Here is a 13,879-nt window from a genome sequence, read left to right on the forward strand (position 1 = left end):
GGGGGCCCACTGCATCGCCGGGGTTGTGATGAGCGGTCAGGCTGCGTAACGTGGCGGCACTTGTCTGGAGAACCAAAGATGCGTGTTGCCCGTTCCCTTGTCCTTGTTGCCTTGCTGCCATTGTTTGCCGCGTGCCAGTTGTTCGATGGTCCGCGGCAAAGCGCCTCCCACGTGGGCCAGACCCGCATGCAGGGCCAGTTGACGGCGGCGGATGGCAAGCTGGTGTTCCAGCCGTGCAATCAATCGAGCAGTTTTGTGGTCAACGACACCGGTGGCACCAGCGTGCTGCAGGAGGCTGCGACCCTGGCAGACAATCAGGGCAAGTTGTTTGCCGACGTGCGCGGGCGCATCGACGGCAACCGCCTCGACCTGCAGCAGTTGTACCGCGTCGAACGCTCGGGCACGGCCTGTGATGATCCCAACTTCAAATTGCTGATCCTGCGCGCCGCCGGCCAGACGCCGCCGTGGAGCGTCAAGGTCAGCGGCAAGGGCATGGTCATTGACCGCGCCGGCCAGCCACCCCTGGCCCTGCCCTATGTCGAGGAACAGCTGGGTGACGGCCGCTTCAATCTCAGCACTGAAGCCAATGACCAACGCATAGAGCTGTGGGTCGCGCCGCAACGGTGCGTAGATGCCACCACGGGCGCGGTCCAGCACATGAGCGCCGAACTGCGTATCAACGGCCAGGTCCAGCGTGGTTGCGGGTATTTCGGCGGCGCGCGTGACGACTGATCGTTTTAGCCTCACTGATTCGGGTCTTTGGGGCTTATAATCACCGGTTTGTGCTATTCCGCCCTGGCGCAGTCAAGCGCCCCGCGAACCGGATCCTGTCATGTTACGAATCACCGAACTCAAGCTGCCGATCGACCATCCCGAAGAAGACCTGCGCCCTGCCATCGTGCAGCGCCTGGGCATTGCCAGCGATGACCTGCTCGATTTCACCTTGTTCAAACGCAGCTACGATGCGCGTAAAAAGTCTTCCGAACTGTGCTTCATCTACACCGTCGACCTCAACGTGCGCGATGAAGCGATGGTGCTGAACAGGTTCGTCGATGACCGTAACGTCAATGTGGCGCCGGATGTCAGCTACAAGGTCGTCGGCCAGGCGCCGGCGGATCTCGAACAGCGCCCGGTGGTCGTGGGTTTTGGTCCGTGCGGGATTTTCGCCGGTCTGCTGCTCGCGCAGATGGGTTTCAAGCCGATCATTCTCGAGCGCGGCACCGAAGTTCGTCAGCGCACCAAGGACACCTGGGGCCTGTGGCGCAAAAACGTGCTCAATCCAGAGTCCAACGTACAGTTCGGTGAAGGCGGCGCCGGGACGTTCTCCGACGGCAAGCTCTACAGCCAGATCAAGGATCCAAAATTCATCGGGCGCAAGGTCCTGCACGAGTTCGTCAAGGCCGGCGCGCCGGATGAAATCCTGTACGTCAGCAAACCGCACATCGGCACCTTCCGGTTGACCGGGGTCGTGGAGAATATGCGTGAGCAGATTCGTGCCCTGGGAGGCGAAGTGCGCTTCCAGCAGCGCGTCACTGACGTGCTGATCGAAGACGGACAGCTGACCGGCGTCGAGCTCGATGGCGGCGAACAGATACATTCCAGGCACGTGATCCTGGCCCTCGGCCACAGCGCCCGTGACACCTTCCGCATGTTGCACGGCCGTGGTGTGTTTATGGAAGCCAAGCCGTTCTCGGTGGGTTTCCGCATCGAACACCCGCAATCGCTGATCGACCGCGCGCGCCTGGGCAAGTACGCCGGCCACCCGAAACTCGGCGCCGCCGACTATAAACTGGTGCACCACGCCAAGAATGGCCGCTCGGTCTACAGCTTCTGCATGTGCCCTGGCGGCACCGTCGTAGCCGCGACGTCCGAGCCGAACCGGGTGGTGACCAACGGCATGAGCCAGTATTCGCGTAACGAACGCAACGCCAACTCGGGCATCGTCGTGGGCATTACCCCGGAAGTCGATTACCCGGGCGGCCCGCTGGCAGGGATCGAGCTGCAGGAACGCCTGGAGTCCCACGCTTTCGTGCTGGGGGGCAGCAACTACGAAGCCCCGGCGCAACTGGTCGGGGACTTCATTGCCGGCAAGCCGTCCACCGCACTGGGGAGTGTCGAGCCGTCCTATAAACCCGGAGTCGCCTTGGGGGACCTGGCGCTGGCGCTGCCAGCGTTTGCCATCGAAGCGATTCGTGAAGCACTGCCTGCCTTCGAAAAACAGATTCGCGGCTACTCGCTGCACGACGCGGTGCTGACCGGAATCGAAACCCGCACGTCCTCGCCACTGCGCATTACCCGCGACGAGTCGATGCAGAGCCTCAACGTCAAGGGTCTGTTCCCAGCGGGTGAAGGCGCCGGTTATGCGGGCGGGATTCTCTCGGCAGGTGTGGACGGGATCCGGATCGCCGAAGCAGTGGCTCGCGACATCCTCGGCCTCGAGGCCTGATGCTCTAAGCCACTACAAAAGCTTGTGGAAAAACCTGTGGGAGCGAGCCTGCTCGCGATTGCATACGATCAGCCAGCATATCGGGTGAATGTTAATCCGCAATCGCGAGCAGGCTCGCTCCCACAGGGGACTACCACATAGGTTCTTCAGTGCCGCAGCGCCTTCAGATATTGGCGCGCAGCACGCTCGCCGGCAACGGTTCCCCACGCTCGGCACTCGCCGCGACCGCATCGATCAGGCCACTCAACTCATACCCCTGCGCCTTGAGCCAGGACTGATCGTAGTAGGTGTCGGCATAGCGTTCGCCACCATCACATAAAATCGCCACGATCGACCCCGACTCCCCCGCCGCCGCCATCTGTTGGGCTGCCATCAAAGCGCCAATCAGGTTAGTCCCGCTCGATCCGCCGACATGCCTTCCCAAGCGTCCGGCAAGGTAATGCATGGCCGCCAGAGACAGCGCGTCCGGCACCTTGACCATCGCATCAATAACCTTCGGCAGGAACGACGCTTCTACCCGGGGCCGACCAATACCTTCGATGCGCGAACCGTGGTCCAGGCGCAGGCTCGCGTCGCCAGTCTGGTAGAAATCGAAGAACACGGAACGCTCGGCATCGGCGCACAGTACGCGCGTGCAGTGCTGACGATAACGCACATAACGCCCCAGGGTCGCCGTGGTACCGCCCGTGCCGGGGCTGGAAATCAGCCAGCTCGGTTCCGGGTGCTTTTCGAAGCGCAGCTGGTGGAAGATTGATTCGGCGATGTTGTTGTTGGCGCGCCAGTCGGTCGCGCGCTCGGCATAGGTGAACTGATCGATGAAGTGGCCATCGTGCTCGCGCGCCAGGCGCTCGGACTCGGCGTAGATCTGCGTCGGATCATCCACCAGGTGACTCTTGCCACCGTAGAAGGCGATCTGCGCGATCTTCTCCCTGGACGTAGTCGCCGGCATCACCGCAATGAACGGCAGGCCCAGCATCCGTGCGAAATAAGCCTCGGAAATCGCCGTCGAACCGCTGGACGCCTCGATCACCGGCGCCCCCGGCTTGAGCCAGCCATTGCACAATGCATACAGGAACAAAGAGCGGGCCAGTCGATGCTTGAGGCTCCCCGTGGGGTGGCTCGACTCATCCTTGAAATACAGTTCGATGCCGGTAAACCCGGGCAACGGCAAAGGGATCAGGTGAGTGTCGGCACTGCGCTGGAAGTCCGCCTCAATGATCCGAATGGCTTCTCGGGCCCACTGTCGGTTGTCGCTCATGGTGGTTTTCTCGTCGGATCGGGTTTTGGCAGACCTTTTTTGAGGCCCAACATGCAAGCTTAGGAAAAAACCTACATCACGCACAGGTACAGCTGAGGTTCAATAAGTTTGGCAACTGCTAGGCTCAGCCTCGGGTCCAGCACCCATAGCTGTAACGCTATATAACAAAATAGAATATAACTTTTGTTTTAACAACTAACGGCACGGGTTAGGGTGTGCCACCTTCGAACCTATCAATGGAGAGTGACCTTGCCACTGCGTAGCACTTTCACGCGTTTCTTTCAGCTGGAAGCGGCCAGCGGTCTATTACTGATCGCCGCCGCAGTCCTGGCCCTGATCATCAATAACTCCCCGCTGTCGTGGCTGTACACCAGCTTTCTCGACACTCCGGTGGTGGCGCAGATCGGTGCGCTGCAAATCGCCAAGCCGGCGCTGCTCTGGATCAACGACGGCCTGATGGCGTTGTTCTTCCTGCTGATCGGCCTGGAAGTGAAGCGCGAAGTCCTCGACGGCCAGCTGTCAAAACCTTCCCAGGTCGTCCTGCCCGGTGCCGCGGCGATTGGTGGCATGGTCATTCCCGCGCTGGTCTACTGGTTCTTCAACCGGGATAACGGCGCAGCCCTTGATGGCTGGGCCATCCCGATGGCCACCGACATCGCTTTCGCCCTGGGCGTGCTTGCCCTGCTGGGCAAACGCGTACCGGTGTCGCTCAAACTGTTCCTGATGACCCTGGCGATCATCGATGACCTGGGTGCAATCATCGTCATCGCGATCTTTTACTCAGGCACCTTGTCGACCCTGTCCCTGGCTCTGGCAGGGGCCTGTATAGCGGCACTCATCGCGATGAACCGGCTGGGTGTGGTCAAGCTTGGGCCGTACATGATCATCGGTCTGATCCTCTGGGTTTGCGTGCTGAAAAGTGGCGTCCACGCCACGCTCGCCGGCGTGACCCTGGCCTTCTGCATCCCGCTGCGCACGAAAAATGCCGAGACTTCGCCGCTGCTGACCCTGGAACATGCCCTGCATCCCTGGGTAGCCTATGGCATCCTGCCGCTGTTCGCCTTCGCCAACGCCGGCTTGTCGCTGAGCGGCGTGACCGTCGAAAGCTTTACTCATCACGTACCGATGGGCATCGCCATCGGCCTGTTGCTGGGCAAGACTGTCGGGGTGTTCGGCCTCACCTGGCTGGCGGTTAGAACCGGCATCGCAGCCCTGCCCCAAGGTGCCAACTGGGGCCAGGTGCTAGGCGTGGCGATCCTCTGCGGCATCGGCTTCACCATGAGCCTGTTCGTTGGCTCACTGGCGTTTGAACCGGGCGTCAGCGAATTCGCTGGCATGGACCGCATGGGTATTTTGACCGGGTCGATCCTGGCGGCGCTGATTGGTTATGCCGTGACAGCAGCGGCAAGTCGCAAGAATGCTGCGCTGGCCCACGCCTGACACAGGTTTGCAGCAAAATAAAAAACCCCGACCAGTCTCCTGGTCGGGGTTTTCTTTTGAGCGGTTACGCTTAGTGCGAAACGCGGCTCGTACCATCCACGGTGGCGATCCGCACTCGCTCGCCGACACGGAACACTTCGTTTTCCTGAACCTGCTGCACGTAGGCGCGCATGCTGCCGTCGTCTTCGCGCACGGTGATTTCCACGCCCTGGGTACGGGTCAGGCCCTCTTCGGTGGCAGACCCCAGCAAGCCGCCGGCAACTGCGCCGATCACGGCTGCAACGATGCTGCCGCGACCGCCACCAATGGCGCTACCGCCGACGCCACCGACGACCGCACCGGCGGCACCGCCGATCGGGGTCTTGGTGCCTTCAATTTTTACCGGGCGCAGTGCTTCGATGGTGCCCATGCGAATCGTCTGCACGCGACGCGCTTCGTCACGGGAATAGGAGTCACCGGTCAGGCTCGATTGGCAGCCAGTGAGCAACATCGCCATCGTCGAAAAGGAAGCAACCAACAAAACAGACTTACGCATAGCATCAACTCCAAAGGACAGGTATTCATTAAACTCCGCAGCATGACGCCTGTCACGGCATCGCCCGGATAAAAGTGGTTTGATTCAGGGCATGTACAGGCGCCCCTCGAATTCACCACACAGTAGCGTCAAATTACGAGATCTGCGTCACCGACCCAAGGATTTTCATGGATTACTTCATCATTGTCGTCACCACTGTCGCCGGTTTGTACTTCCACTGGTGGCTGTACGTACGGATCAAACGCTGGATGGACCGTGACCTGGCGTTAGCCCTGGCCGAAGGCGACGAAGGCAAGAAAGTCTTCATGCTCCAGCAACTGGCGAACGCTCAAGCGCAGGGGATCAAGCGTCGGGAATTGCCACAGTGGCTCAAGGCCGCTGCGGCGAGCTATCCCGCTCGGTAGACTGCTCAGGGTGCCAGACGTTCAAGAATCCAGTCGGCGCCCTGCACGCGGTAGTTGAGGCGATCGTGCAGACGGCTCGGACGGCCCTGCCAGAATTCGACGCGCTCAGGCAACAGGCGATAACCCCCCCAGTGCTCGGGACAATGCGGCTGCGTATCGCTGAAACGTTGCTCGGTGTTCTTGAGCAGCGCTTCCAGCTCGCCACGGTCGGCGATCACCCGGCTTTGCGGCGAAGCCCAGGCGCCCAGACGGCTGCCCAACGGCCGAACCTGATAGTAGGCATCGGACTCCTCGGGAGAAACCTTGACCACCCGCCCCTCGATACGCACCTGACGCTCCAGGGCCGGCCAGAAGAAGGTCATGGCAGCGAACGGATTCGCCGCCAGATGCTGACCCTTGGCACTTTCGTAGTTGGTGAAAAACGTGAAGCCTTGCTCGTCCAGCCCCTTGAGCAGCAGGATCCGGCAATGCGGGCGCCCGTCCGGATCGACGGTGGCCAGGGTCATGGCATTGGCCTCCACCGGCGCCTGTTCGGTTTTCACCGCCTCGGCGAACCATTGATGGAACAACCCGAACGGTTCTGCCGGAGCTTGCGCCTCGGTCAGGCCGTCCCGGGTGTAGTCGCGACGCATATCAGCCAGGCCCTGGGTCATGGCGCATTCCTTTTGGTTAACGAATCACTTTTTTGCAGTGTCAGCAGCCGCGACTTTCTTGTCAGTGGCTGTCGCCTTGGCTTTGGCCGGCGCAGTCTTCTTGGCCGGCGTAGCGGTTTTTGCCGGGGCCTTCTTCGCGGGCGCCTTGGCGGCAGCTTTCTTGGCCGGGGCCTTCTTCGCGGCCGGGACATCGGCTTTCTTCGCCGCAGGGACCGGAGCGACCGGCGCCACCGCTGGTTTGACGTCCTGGGCCGCGACCATGCGCACGGGTGCCGGAGCCGGCATGTTGTACTTGCTCAATAAGGCAACCATGGTGTTCTGCGGAGTCACCAGCAGTTCCACGCGACGGTTCAAGGCGCGCCCTTCGACGCTATCGTTGGCTGCCCGTGGCGCTTCACTGCCCATGCCGCGCAGCATCAGGCGATCACGTTGCAGGCCGCTGAGACGGAAGATCGCTGCAACAGCCTGGGCCCGTTCCTGGCTCAACTTGACGTTGGCCGGATTGGCGCCGGAGGTATCACTGTGGCCGAGCACCAGGACCGCAGTCTTGGGATCGACTTCGAGAATCTTAGCGACGCGGGTGAACGGGCCCAGGGTGACTGGTAGCAGCATGGCCGGGCGATCCGGGTTGAACGAACCTTCGACAGGCGCGGTGACTACCAGCACGTTTTCACGACGCTCAAGTTGCAGGTTGCTGTCCTTGATAGCAGTGCGCAGGCGCGGTTCGTAGTCATCGAGCCAGGCTTGGGTGACTTTCGGATCAGGCATCGGTACGGCCTTGGCGACAGGCTGATCCTTGCCGCCAAACGGCCACCACCACTTGCCACCTGCTTCGGCTTGGGCCTTGGCCACTTCGACCGGCTTGGCTTGAGCTTTCACGTCGGGGTTCTTATCCAGAACTTCTTCCGAACCGAACGGCCAGTACCAGGGATTGGAGCTTTCGGCCTTGGCGACCGGTGCAGTCGCTGCTGGTTTGAGCGGGGCAGGCGCCGGGGTTGGCTCTTTTGCGGCAACTTTATCGGAGGAGCCAAATGGCCACCAGCTACCGCCATCTGCGTCATTTTGTGGGGTCTGTGCGCAACCGGTGATGGCGAAGCACAGGGCCAGGGCGAAAGTTTTATTGGACGACATTGGATATCCACAAAATGAATTAACAAAAATCAGACCAGAATGGCCTGCATAAAGACACGCTTTGAAACCAGAAACGCTGTCAGGTTCCGCCCTGGAAGCCTGACGACCGGGTTTACAGACAAGTGGCCAGTACTCGCGCAAGGTTTTGCGCGCGGGGATCCATCAAGACGTACGGCCCCAGTGTATTTGTCACAAATCCGAAAGCAACATCATGTTCCGGGTCAGCAAAACCGATGGAACCGCCGGCACCCGGATGCCCGAACGCGCGCGGGCCGAGGCCATAGGTGGCATTGGGAACGTCCGGTTGATCGAGCATGCAGCCCAGCCCGAAACGGGTCCGGGTCAATAAAGTCTTGTCGTCGCCGACGCTGTGTTCGCGAGTCAGCTCGTCGAGCATTTCGCTTTCGAGCAGGCTGCCATCCAGCAGGCCGGCGTAGAACCCGGCCAGGCTGCGCGCATTGCCATGCCCATTGGCGGCCGGCTGCTGCATCCGGCGCCACTCCGGTTTATTGGTGCTGGTCAGGACCGACGGCGGATTGGTGAACGCGCGAGTGGTCATCGCCGTGGGTTCGCGCATCGTCACTTGCAGCAGGCGCTGGGCCGCGGCATCGCCGACATTGCCCTTGCCGCGGGCGATATGCGCCACCCGATGGAATTCTTCGTCGGCCAGGCCGACATGAAAATCCAGCCCCAACGGCTTGGCCACTCGCGCCACAATCGACTCTCCGGGGCCACGACCGTCGGCCCGCCGCAGCAATTCACCGACCAGCCAGCCATAGGTGATCGCGGCATAGCCGTGGCCAGTGCCCGGGGTCCACCAAGGTGCTTCGGCGGCCAGGGCGTCGACCATGGCTTGCCAGTCGTAGAGGGCCTGCGGGGCCAGCACCTCGCGCAAGGCTGGCAAGCCTGCCTGATGGCACAGCAGTTGGCGCAGGGTTATCGATTCCTTGCCCGCCGCAGCGAATTCCGGCCAATAGCGAGCCACCGGTGCATCCAGTTGCAGCTTGCCTTCGGCAACCAGTTGCAGGGCAGTGACTGCGGTGAAGGTCTTGGTGCAGGAAAACAGGTTGGCAATTGTATCGCTATGCCAAGCCTCGCTGCCGTCCTTGTCGGCGCTGCCGGCCCAAAGATCGACCACCGTTTCCCCGCCAACCTGGATACACAAGGCTGCGCCACGTTCCTGGGGATCGTCGAACAATGCCGCGAATGCCTCGCGCACGGCTTCGAACCGGAGTTCGTAATGACCCTGAATCTGCACCCGCAACTCCCCTGACTCATGTTCTAAAAAGTGGCCGCATTGTTCCAGCCATTGACGGTTTTGGGAACAGGTGCGGGCCGGGCGGTCGATTACTTGGCCGCCTTGCCGGCCTCGCCTTTACGCCCGCCTTCGGCATCATGGCCGGCCTTCTGCGCCGCGCCCCGGGCCTTTTCAGCTTCTTTGGCCAGTTGATCGACAGTCGCCAGGTTACTCTTGCGCACGCTGTCGACAAATCCCTGGAACGGTAGATCGGTGATGCCCACCAACCCGAAGTGGCCATTCTCACCGTCCAGCAAGCGCCCGGTAACGGGTTGATCCAGGTACTGGAACCAATGCACCCCGACAATTGAGGGTTCCTTCAGCGCCTGCTTGAGGAAGTTCGCATAAGCCGGCCCGCGGTCCTCTTCTCTCGCCAGCTGTGTCACGCCTCCCCAGAACGGCCCGCGATCAGCCGAACCGAAGTTGAACTCGGTAATCAGCACGGGCTTGTCCAGGCTGCGCAGTTTCTCGAAGTCATAACCATCCTGCGCCTGCAGCGTGTACATGTTGAAGCTCAACACATCGCAATACTGGGCGCAGGATTCGACCGCTTCTGGCGTGCTGACGGCAAATCGGCCGCCCAGCAACAGCTGGTTGGGGGCGTGCCACTTCAGCGAGTCGGAGATGGTCTTGAAATAGGTGTCGGCGAAAACTTTCTGGAAGTATTTGAAGTCCGCCTCAATCTCGGGGTACTCCGCGCTCGGTTGCGGCGGTACGAACCCCGGGTCCTCCATCAGTTCCCAGGCCGGCAGGTCGATCCCCCAGGCTTTGGACAGGCCTGCCTGGTTGCGATACTTGTCACGCAGCTGCTTGAGGAACGCACGTTTGGCCGGGACATCGGTGGTCATTTTCAGGGTGCCGTATGCCAGCGCATAGCGGGCTTTCGGGTCATCGCCGGGGCCGGCCCAGGCCAGCTCGTTATCGGCGAAATAGCCAATCAGCCATGGATCATCACGGTGATCGCGCGCAGCGATGGCCACGGCGCGTTCGGTGGCCATGGCAAACCGCGGGTCAAACGGATCGGGCATGCCTCCCCACCAGTCAGTGCCCGTACTGATGCTCGCGTAATCGCCGACGATCGATAAGGGCACGGTGTAGGGCACTCGTTCGGCATCACCCAGCATCGGCGCACTCCAGTTGCCCACGGTATTGAAACCCCAGGCTTGCAGGCGATCGAGGGTGTGGGCCGTCCAGCGTTTGTCGTCGAAGACTTGCGGCGCGCAAGGGGCGGCGGCAGGTTTCTCGGCCGCTTCGGCGTCGGCCTTGGCGGCATCGGCAACCCCGGCCTTGGTTTCGCTCGTCACAACGCACGGCTGGCCATACAGACGCTGCAGGTTGGCACCGTAAAAATCGTACCAGCGTCCGGCGTTGTTACCACGCCCCTGGTCGGCGCCATTGCCCCCGCGGTTGTCGCCTTCGCCATAATGGCTGGCCAGCGGCTCATCGGGCTTGGGCAGGGACTCGAACATCCACTCGCGACCGGCAATGTAAGTCTGATTGACCTCCGGGGTCACAGTGTTCACGCCCAGGGAGTAGAACGGGTGGCCTTCAGGAGTGACCAGGTACCAACGCCCCTCTTGCTTCTCGCTGCGGAAAAATCCGCTGGCCTTGAATTGCGGGCCCTTGGTCCAGCCTCCGAACTTGTCCAGGGAAGATTTCTCGCGCTCTGCCAACCAGGTTTTCAGCAGTTGCTGTTCCTTGGCAGCGGCGCTTTTCAACTGCTCATCGCCAGTGACTTTTTCCGGCCATTTGGCACGAGTTGACTGACCGTAGGCATCCACCAGACCGCCATACGCCGCCTGTACCACGCCCTCGCCGTCCTGAACGCCAAAGCGTTCCAGCAGAATGCTCTGGGCAACTTTCGGTTGATCCATCGACAAGGTCACCGACACCACCTGGCTGCGATCCAGCTCTCCGGCGCTACTGGCCAGCAGTACTCGCTGACCATCGACGGTGATCGGCATCGGTGGCCCGGCTTTCATGCCCAGGCTCAGCGGCGAGCTCGGTTGCAGCGGCACCATCAAGGTCTGCGCAGGGCCAGCCGGCAGGTCGACCCGGCTGACCAGGGTCTTTCCATCATTGCTCTGGATTTTCACGTAGAGGGTCAGTGCCCAGCTCATTGCACTTTGGACGCGCAAGCTCATGACGCCCGACTGCGACCAATCCCATGCACCGCTTTGCGGGGTCAGGCGCAGCGTCGGTTGTGCCACCGGATTGAATGTCACCCTGCGCAGTACTTCACCTTCGGCCGTCTGCTCCGCGTTGGACTGCGGCAAGCTGGCGTCCTGGGTCGCTACCTGAACAACGTCAGCGGGGCGCACAAAGTTGAACAGCGTCTGTTGACCGGCAGGGGCTGCCAGCAAAGGGGCTGTGAACATCAGGGCAAAAACCCCAGCAGGTAACGAATGGCGCAGCGAACGGCGAATCATGGGAACGAAGTTCTCCCTAACGACCAAAATGGGCCAGTGGAATATCGGTGGCAGAGAGATAGACAACGCGGCGGGCGAAATTGCCCACCGGTGCCTCAGGAAATTTCACGACGGAATGGCGGCAACGCATTGAGAATGGCCTTGCCGTAACGCTGGGTAACCAGACGTCGATCGAGCAAGGTGATGGTGCCGCGATCCTCTTCGGTTCGCAGCAATCGCCCGCAGGCCTGGACCAGTTTGAGCGAGGCGTCCGGCACCGAGATTTCCATGAACGGATTACCGCCACGGGCCTCGATCCATTCCGCCAGGGCCGCTTCAACCGGGTCGTCGGGCACCGAGAATGGAATCTTCGCGATCACCACGTGTTCGCAGTAGGCTCCGGGCAAGTCCACGCCTTCGGCAAAACTTGCGAGACCGAACAGCACGCTCGAATCCCCGCCATCAACCCGCGCCTTGTGCTTGTTCAGGGTTTCCTGCTTGGAAAGGTTGCCCTGGATAAACACCTGCTTGCGCCAGTCGCGATCAAGCCCGTCGAACACGTCCTGCATTTGCTTGCGCGAAGAAAACAGGACGAGGGTGCCGCGCGAACCTTCCACCAACTGCGGCAGGTCGCGAATGATCGCCGCAGTATGCGCTGGCGCGTCCCGTGGATCGGCTTTCAGGTCGGGAACCCGCAGCACGCCGGCGTTGGCATGATGGAACGGGCTGGGGACCACCGCCGTCACGGCTTTTTTCGGCAGCCCGGCACGCATGCGAAAACGGTCGAAGGTGCCCAGGGCGGTCAGTGTCGCCGAGGTCACCAGGGCACCGTAAGCCACATTCCAGAGGTTGCGTCGGAGCATTTCCGCCGCCAGGATCGGGCTGGCGTTGACCTCGATGTCGAACAGCGAGCCGCTTTCGGCCAGGGTCAGCCACCGCGCCATCGGCGGGTTGTCTTCAGGGTCCTCGACGGTGAACGCGGTCCACAGTTCCCAGTTGCCCGTACAGCGGGACAGGAGGCTACCGAACAGCGGGTACCACTCTTCGGCCTGGTTGCTGGCGATGCCGATGTTGACTTCGCCGTCCATGCCTTCCTTCAACAATTCGGTGAGACGGGTGAACACGTCATTCAGGCGGGCGAAGCCCTTCTTCAGCTCGATGCCCATTTCCCGCATGTGCTCGGGAATCACTCCGCCGACAAAGCGATGCCGTGGCCGCTCACGACCTTCGACGTCTTCGCCTGGTTTGAAATCGGCCACCTGCTCACAGGCGGTAAACATGAACTGCTGCTGGGTCTTGATTTCCCGCGCGAGTTCCGGCACCTGCTCGATCAGCTTGCCGAGGTCGCCTGGCAGCGGGTGCTGGGCGAGTAATTTGGTGAGGTTCTTGGCGGTAGTCTCCAGCCAGTCGGCCGTGGAGCGCAGACGCGTGTAATGGGCGAAGTGACCAATCGCCTTGTCTGGCAGGTGGTGACCTTCGTCGAAGACGTAGATGGTATCGCGAGGGTCCGGCAGGACGGCACCGCCCCCCAGTGCCAGATCGGCCAGCACCATGTCGTGGTTGGTGACGATCACGTCGACCTTACCCATGCCTTCGCGGGCCTTGTAGAAGGCGCACTGGCCGAAGTTGGGGCAATGGCGGTTGGTGCACTGGCTGTGATCGGTCGTGAGGCGGGCCCAGTCGGCGTCTTCCAGGGCGGTGGACCAGCTGTCGCGATCGCCATCCCACTTATTGCCGGCAAGCTTCTCGATCATGCTGGTGAACAGCTTCTGGCTGGCTTCGTCGACCTCGATGCGAAAGCCTTCCTCTTCGAACAATTGCGCCGTAGCCGTTTGCGCGTGGCCTTCCTGCAACAGCATGTCGAGCTTGGACAGGCACATATAGCGCCCCCGGCCCTTGGCCAGGGCGAAGCTGAAATTCAGCCCGCTATTGCGCATCAGGTCGGGCAGGTCCTTGTAGACGATCTGCTCTTGCAGCGCCACGGTCGCCGTGGCGATCACCAGGCGCTTGCCGGCGGCCTTGGCCGTCGGTATCGCCGCCAGGCTGTAGGCCACGGTTTTACCGGTACCGGTGCCGGCTTCCACTGCGACAATCGCAGGGTCGCCACTGCGCCGGCCCTCGTCGTCGGTGTCGATATCCCCGAGGACTTTGGCAATTTCGGCGATCATCAGGCGTTGGCCGTAGCGCGGCTTGAGGCTCTTGGCCTCGAGAAAACGCGAGTAGGCGCCCTGGATCGTGGTTTTGAGTTCGGTGCTGATCATGGATAGTCGGGCGCAAAAAACGCTGGATAAATTTTCAGTGGTTCGG

11 protein-coding genes are annotated in these 13,879 nt (G+C 61.5%); 4 read left to right on the plus strand and 7 right to left on the minus strand.

The features are described 5' to 3' along the window. Nucleotides 1–78 precede the first annotated feature (78 nt). Nucleotides 79–732: a COG3650 family protein gene (locus AAEZ05_RS25555; protein WP_045061065.1), complete on the plus strand. Its 654-nt coding sequence runs from the start codon at nucleotides 79–81 to the stop codon at nucleotides 730–732. Nucleotides 733–832: 100 nt separating this feature from the next. Further along, entirely contained in the window at nucleotides 833–2,446 is a 1,614-nt protein-coding gene (locus AAEZ05_RS25560; protein WP_045061066.1) for an NAD(P)/FAD-dependent oxidoreductase, read from the plus strand. A 163-nt stretch (nucleotides 2,447–2,609) separates the two neighbouring features. On the opposite strand, the gene AAEZ05_RS25565 is transcribed toward AAEZ05_RS25560, so the two are convergent. Beyond that, nucleotides 2,610–3,704, minus strand: a complete 1,095-nt coding sequence (locus AAEZ05_RS25565; protein WP_045061067.1) for a PLP-dependent cysteine synthase family protein — start codon at nucleotides 3,702–3,704, stop codon at nucleotides 2,610–2,612. A 249-nt stretch (nucleotides 3,705–3,953) separates the two neighbouring features. Between AAEZ05_RS25565 and nhaA the strand changes: the two genes are divergently transcribed. Continuing rightward, nucleotides 3,954–5,144, plus strand: a complete 1,191-nt coding sequence (nhaA, locus tag AAEZ05_RS25570) for a Na+/H+ antiporter NhaA (protein WP_045061068.1) — start codon at nucleotides 3,954–3,956, stop codon at nucleotides 5,142–5,144. A 70-nt stretch (nucleotides 5,145–5,214) separates the two neighbouring features. Here nhaA and AAEZ05_RS25575 read toward each other — a convergent pair whose 3' ends face one another. Beyond that, a complete protein-coding gene (locus AAEZ05_RS25575) occupies nucleotides 5,215–5,679 on the minus strand; it encodes an outer membrane lipoprotein (RefSeq protein WP_020798113.1) in 465 nt (154 codons plus the stop codon). A 167-nt stretch (nucleotides 5,680–5,846) separates the two neighbouring features. Here AAEZ05_RS25575 and AAEZ05_RS25580 point away from each other — a divergent pair, with 167 nt between their 5' ends. After that, a complete protein-coding gene (locus tag AAEZ05_RS25580; protein WP_045061069.1) occupies nucleotides 5,847–6,083 on the plus strand; it encodes a hypothetical protein in 237 nt (78 codons plus the stop codon). 5 nt (nucleotides 6,084–6,088) lie between these two features. Here AAEZ05_RS25580 and pdxH read toward each other — a convergent pair whose 3' ends face one another. The 5 genes from pdxH to dinG form a co-directional block, all read right to left on the minus strand. Next, nucleotides 6,089–6,736 (minus strand): pyridoxamine 5'-phosphate oxidase, encoded by a 648-nt coding sequence (gene pdxH / locus AAEZ05_RS25585; protein ID WP_350649417.1) that lies wholly within the window; start codon nucleotides 6,734–6,736, stop codon nucleotides 6,089–6,091. A gap of 24 nt (nucleotides 6,737–6,760) precedes the next feature. Further along, nucleotides 6,761–7,867: an OmpA family protein gene (locus AAEZ05_RS25590; RefSeq protein WP_350649419.1), complete on the minus strand. Its 1,107-nt coding sequence runs from the start codon at nucleotides 7,865–7,867 to the stop codon at nucleotides 6,761–6,763. A 112-nt stretch (nucleotides 7,868–7,979) separates the two neighbouring features. Continuing rightward, a complete protein-coding gene (locus AAEZ05_RS25595) occupies nucleotides 7,980–9,125 on the minus strand; it encodes a serine hydrolase domain-containing protein (RefSeq protein WP_350649421.1) in 1,146 nt (381 codons plus the stop codon). A gap of 89 nt (nucleotides 9,126–9,214) precedes the next feature. Next, on the minus strand, nucleotides 9,215–11,593 hold the full coding sequence (locus AAEZ05_RS25600; protein WP_350649423.1) for a beta-agarase: 2,379 nt from the start codon (nucleotides 11,591–11,593) through the stop codon (nucleotides 9,215–9,217). 95 nt (nucleotides 11,594–11,688) lie between these two features. Further along, entirely contained in the window at nucleotides 11,689–13,833 is a 2,145-nt protein-coding gene (gene dinG / locus AAEZ05_RS25605) for an ATP-dependent DNA helicase DinG (RefSeq protein WP_045061074.1), read from the minus strand. Between the last annotated feature and the right edge of the window lie 46 nt (nucleotides 13,834–13,879).

It is taken from the genome of Pseudomonas sp. HY13-MNA-CIBAN-0226 (assembly GCF_040310305.1).
Lineage (GTDB): Bacteria > Pseudomonadota > Gammaproteobacteria > Pseudomonadales > Pseudomonadaceae > Aquipseudomonas > Aquipseudomonas gregormendelii.

Bases quoted from the DNA above. Each gene is read 5' to 3' on its own strand.
- AAEZ05_RS25555 (WP_045061065.1), top strand. From the start codon at position 79: ATGCGTGTTGCCCGTTCCCTTGTCCTTGTTGCCTTGCTGCCATTGTTT.
- AAEZ05_RS25560 (WP_045061066.1), top strand. From the start codon at position 833: ATGTTACGAATCACCGAACTCAAGCTGCCGATCGACCATCCCGAAGAA.
- AAEZ05_RS25565 (WP_045061067.1), bottom strand. From the start codon at position 3,704: ATGAGCGACAACCGACAGTGGGCCCGAGAAGCCATTCGGATCATTGAG.
- AAEZ05_RS25575 (WP_020798113.1), bottom strand. From the start codon at position 5,679: ATGCGTAAGTCTGTTTTGTTGGTTGCTTCCTTTTCGACGATGGCGATG.
- AAEZ05_RS25580 (WP_045061069.1), top strand. From the start codon at position 5,847: ATGGATTACTTCATCATTGTCGTCACCACTGTCGCCGGTTTGTACTTC.
- pdxH (WP_350649417.1), bottom strand. From the start codon at position 6,736: ATGACCCAGGGCCTGGCTGATATGCGTCGCGACTACACCCGGGACGGC.
- AAEZ05_RS25590 (WP_350649419.1), bottom strand. From the start codon at position 7,867: ATGTCGTCCAATAAAACTTTCGCCCTGGCCCTGTGCTTCGCCATCACC.
- AAEZ05_RS25600 (WP_350649423.1), bottom strand. From the start codon at position 11,593: ATGATTCGCCGTTCGCTGCGCCATTCGTTACCTGCTGGGGTTTTTGCC.
- dinG (WP_045061074.1), bottom strand. From the start codon at position 13,833: ATGATCAGCACCGAACTCAAAACCACGATCCAGGGCGCCTACTCGCGT.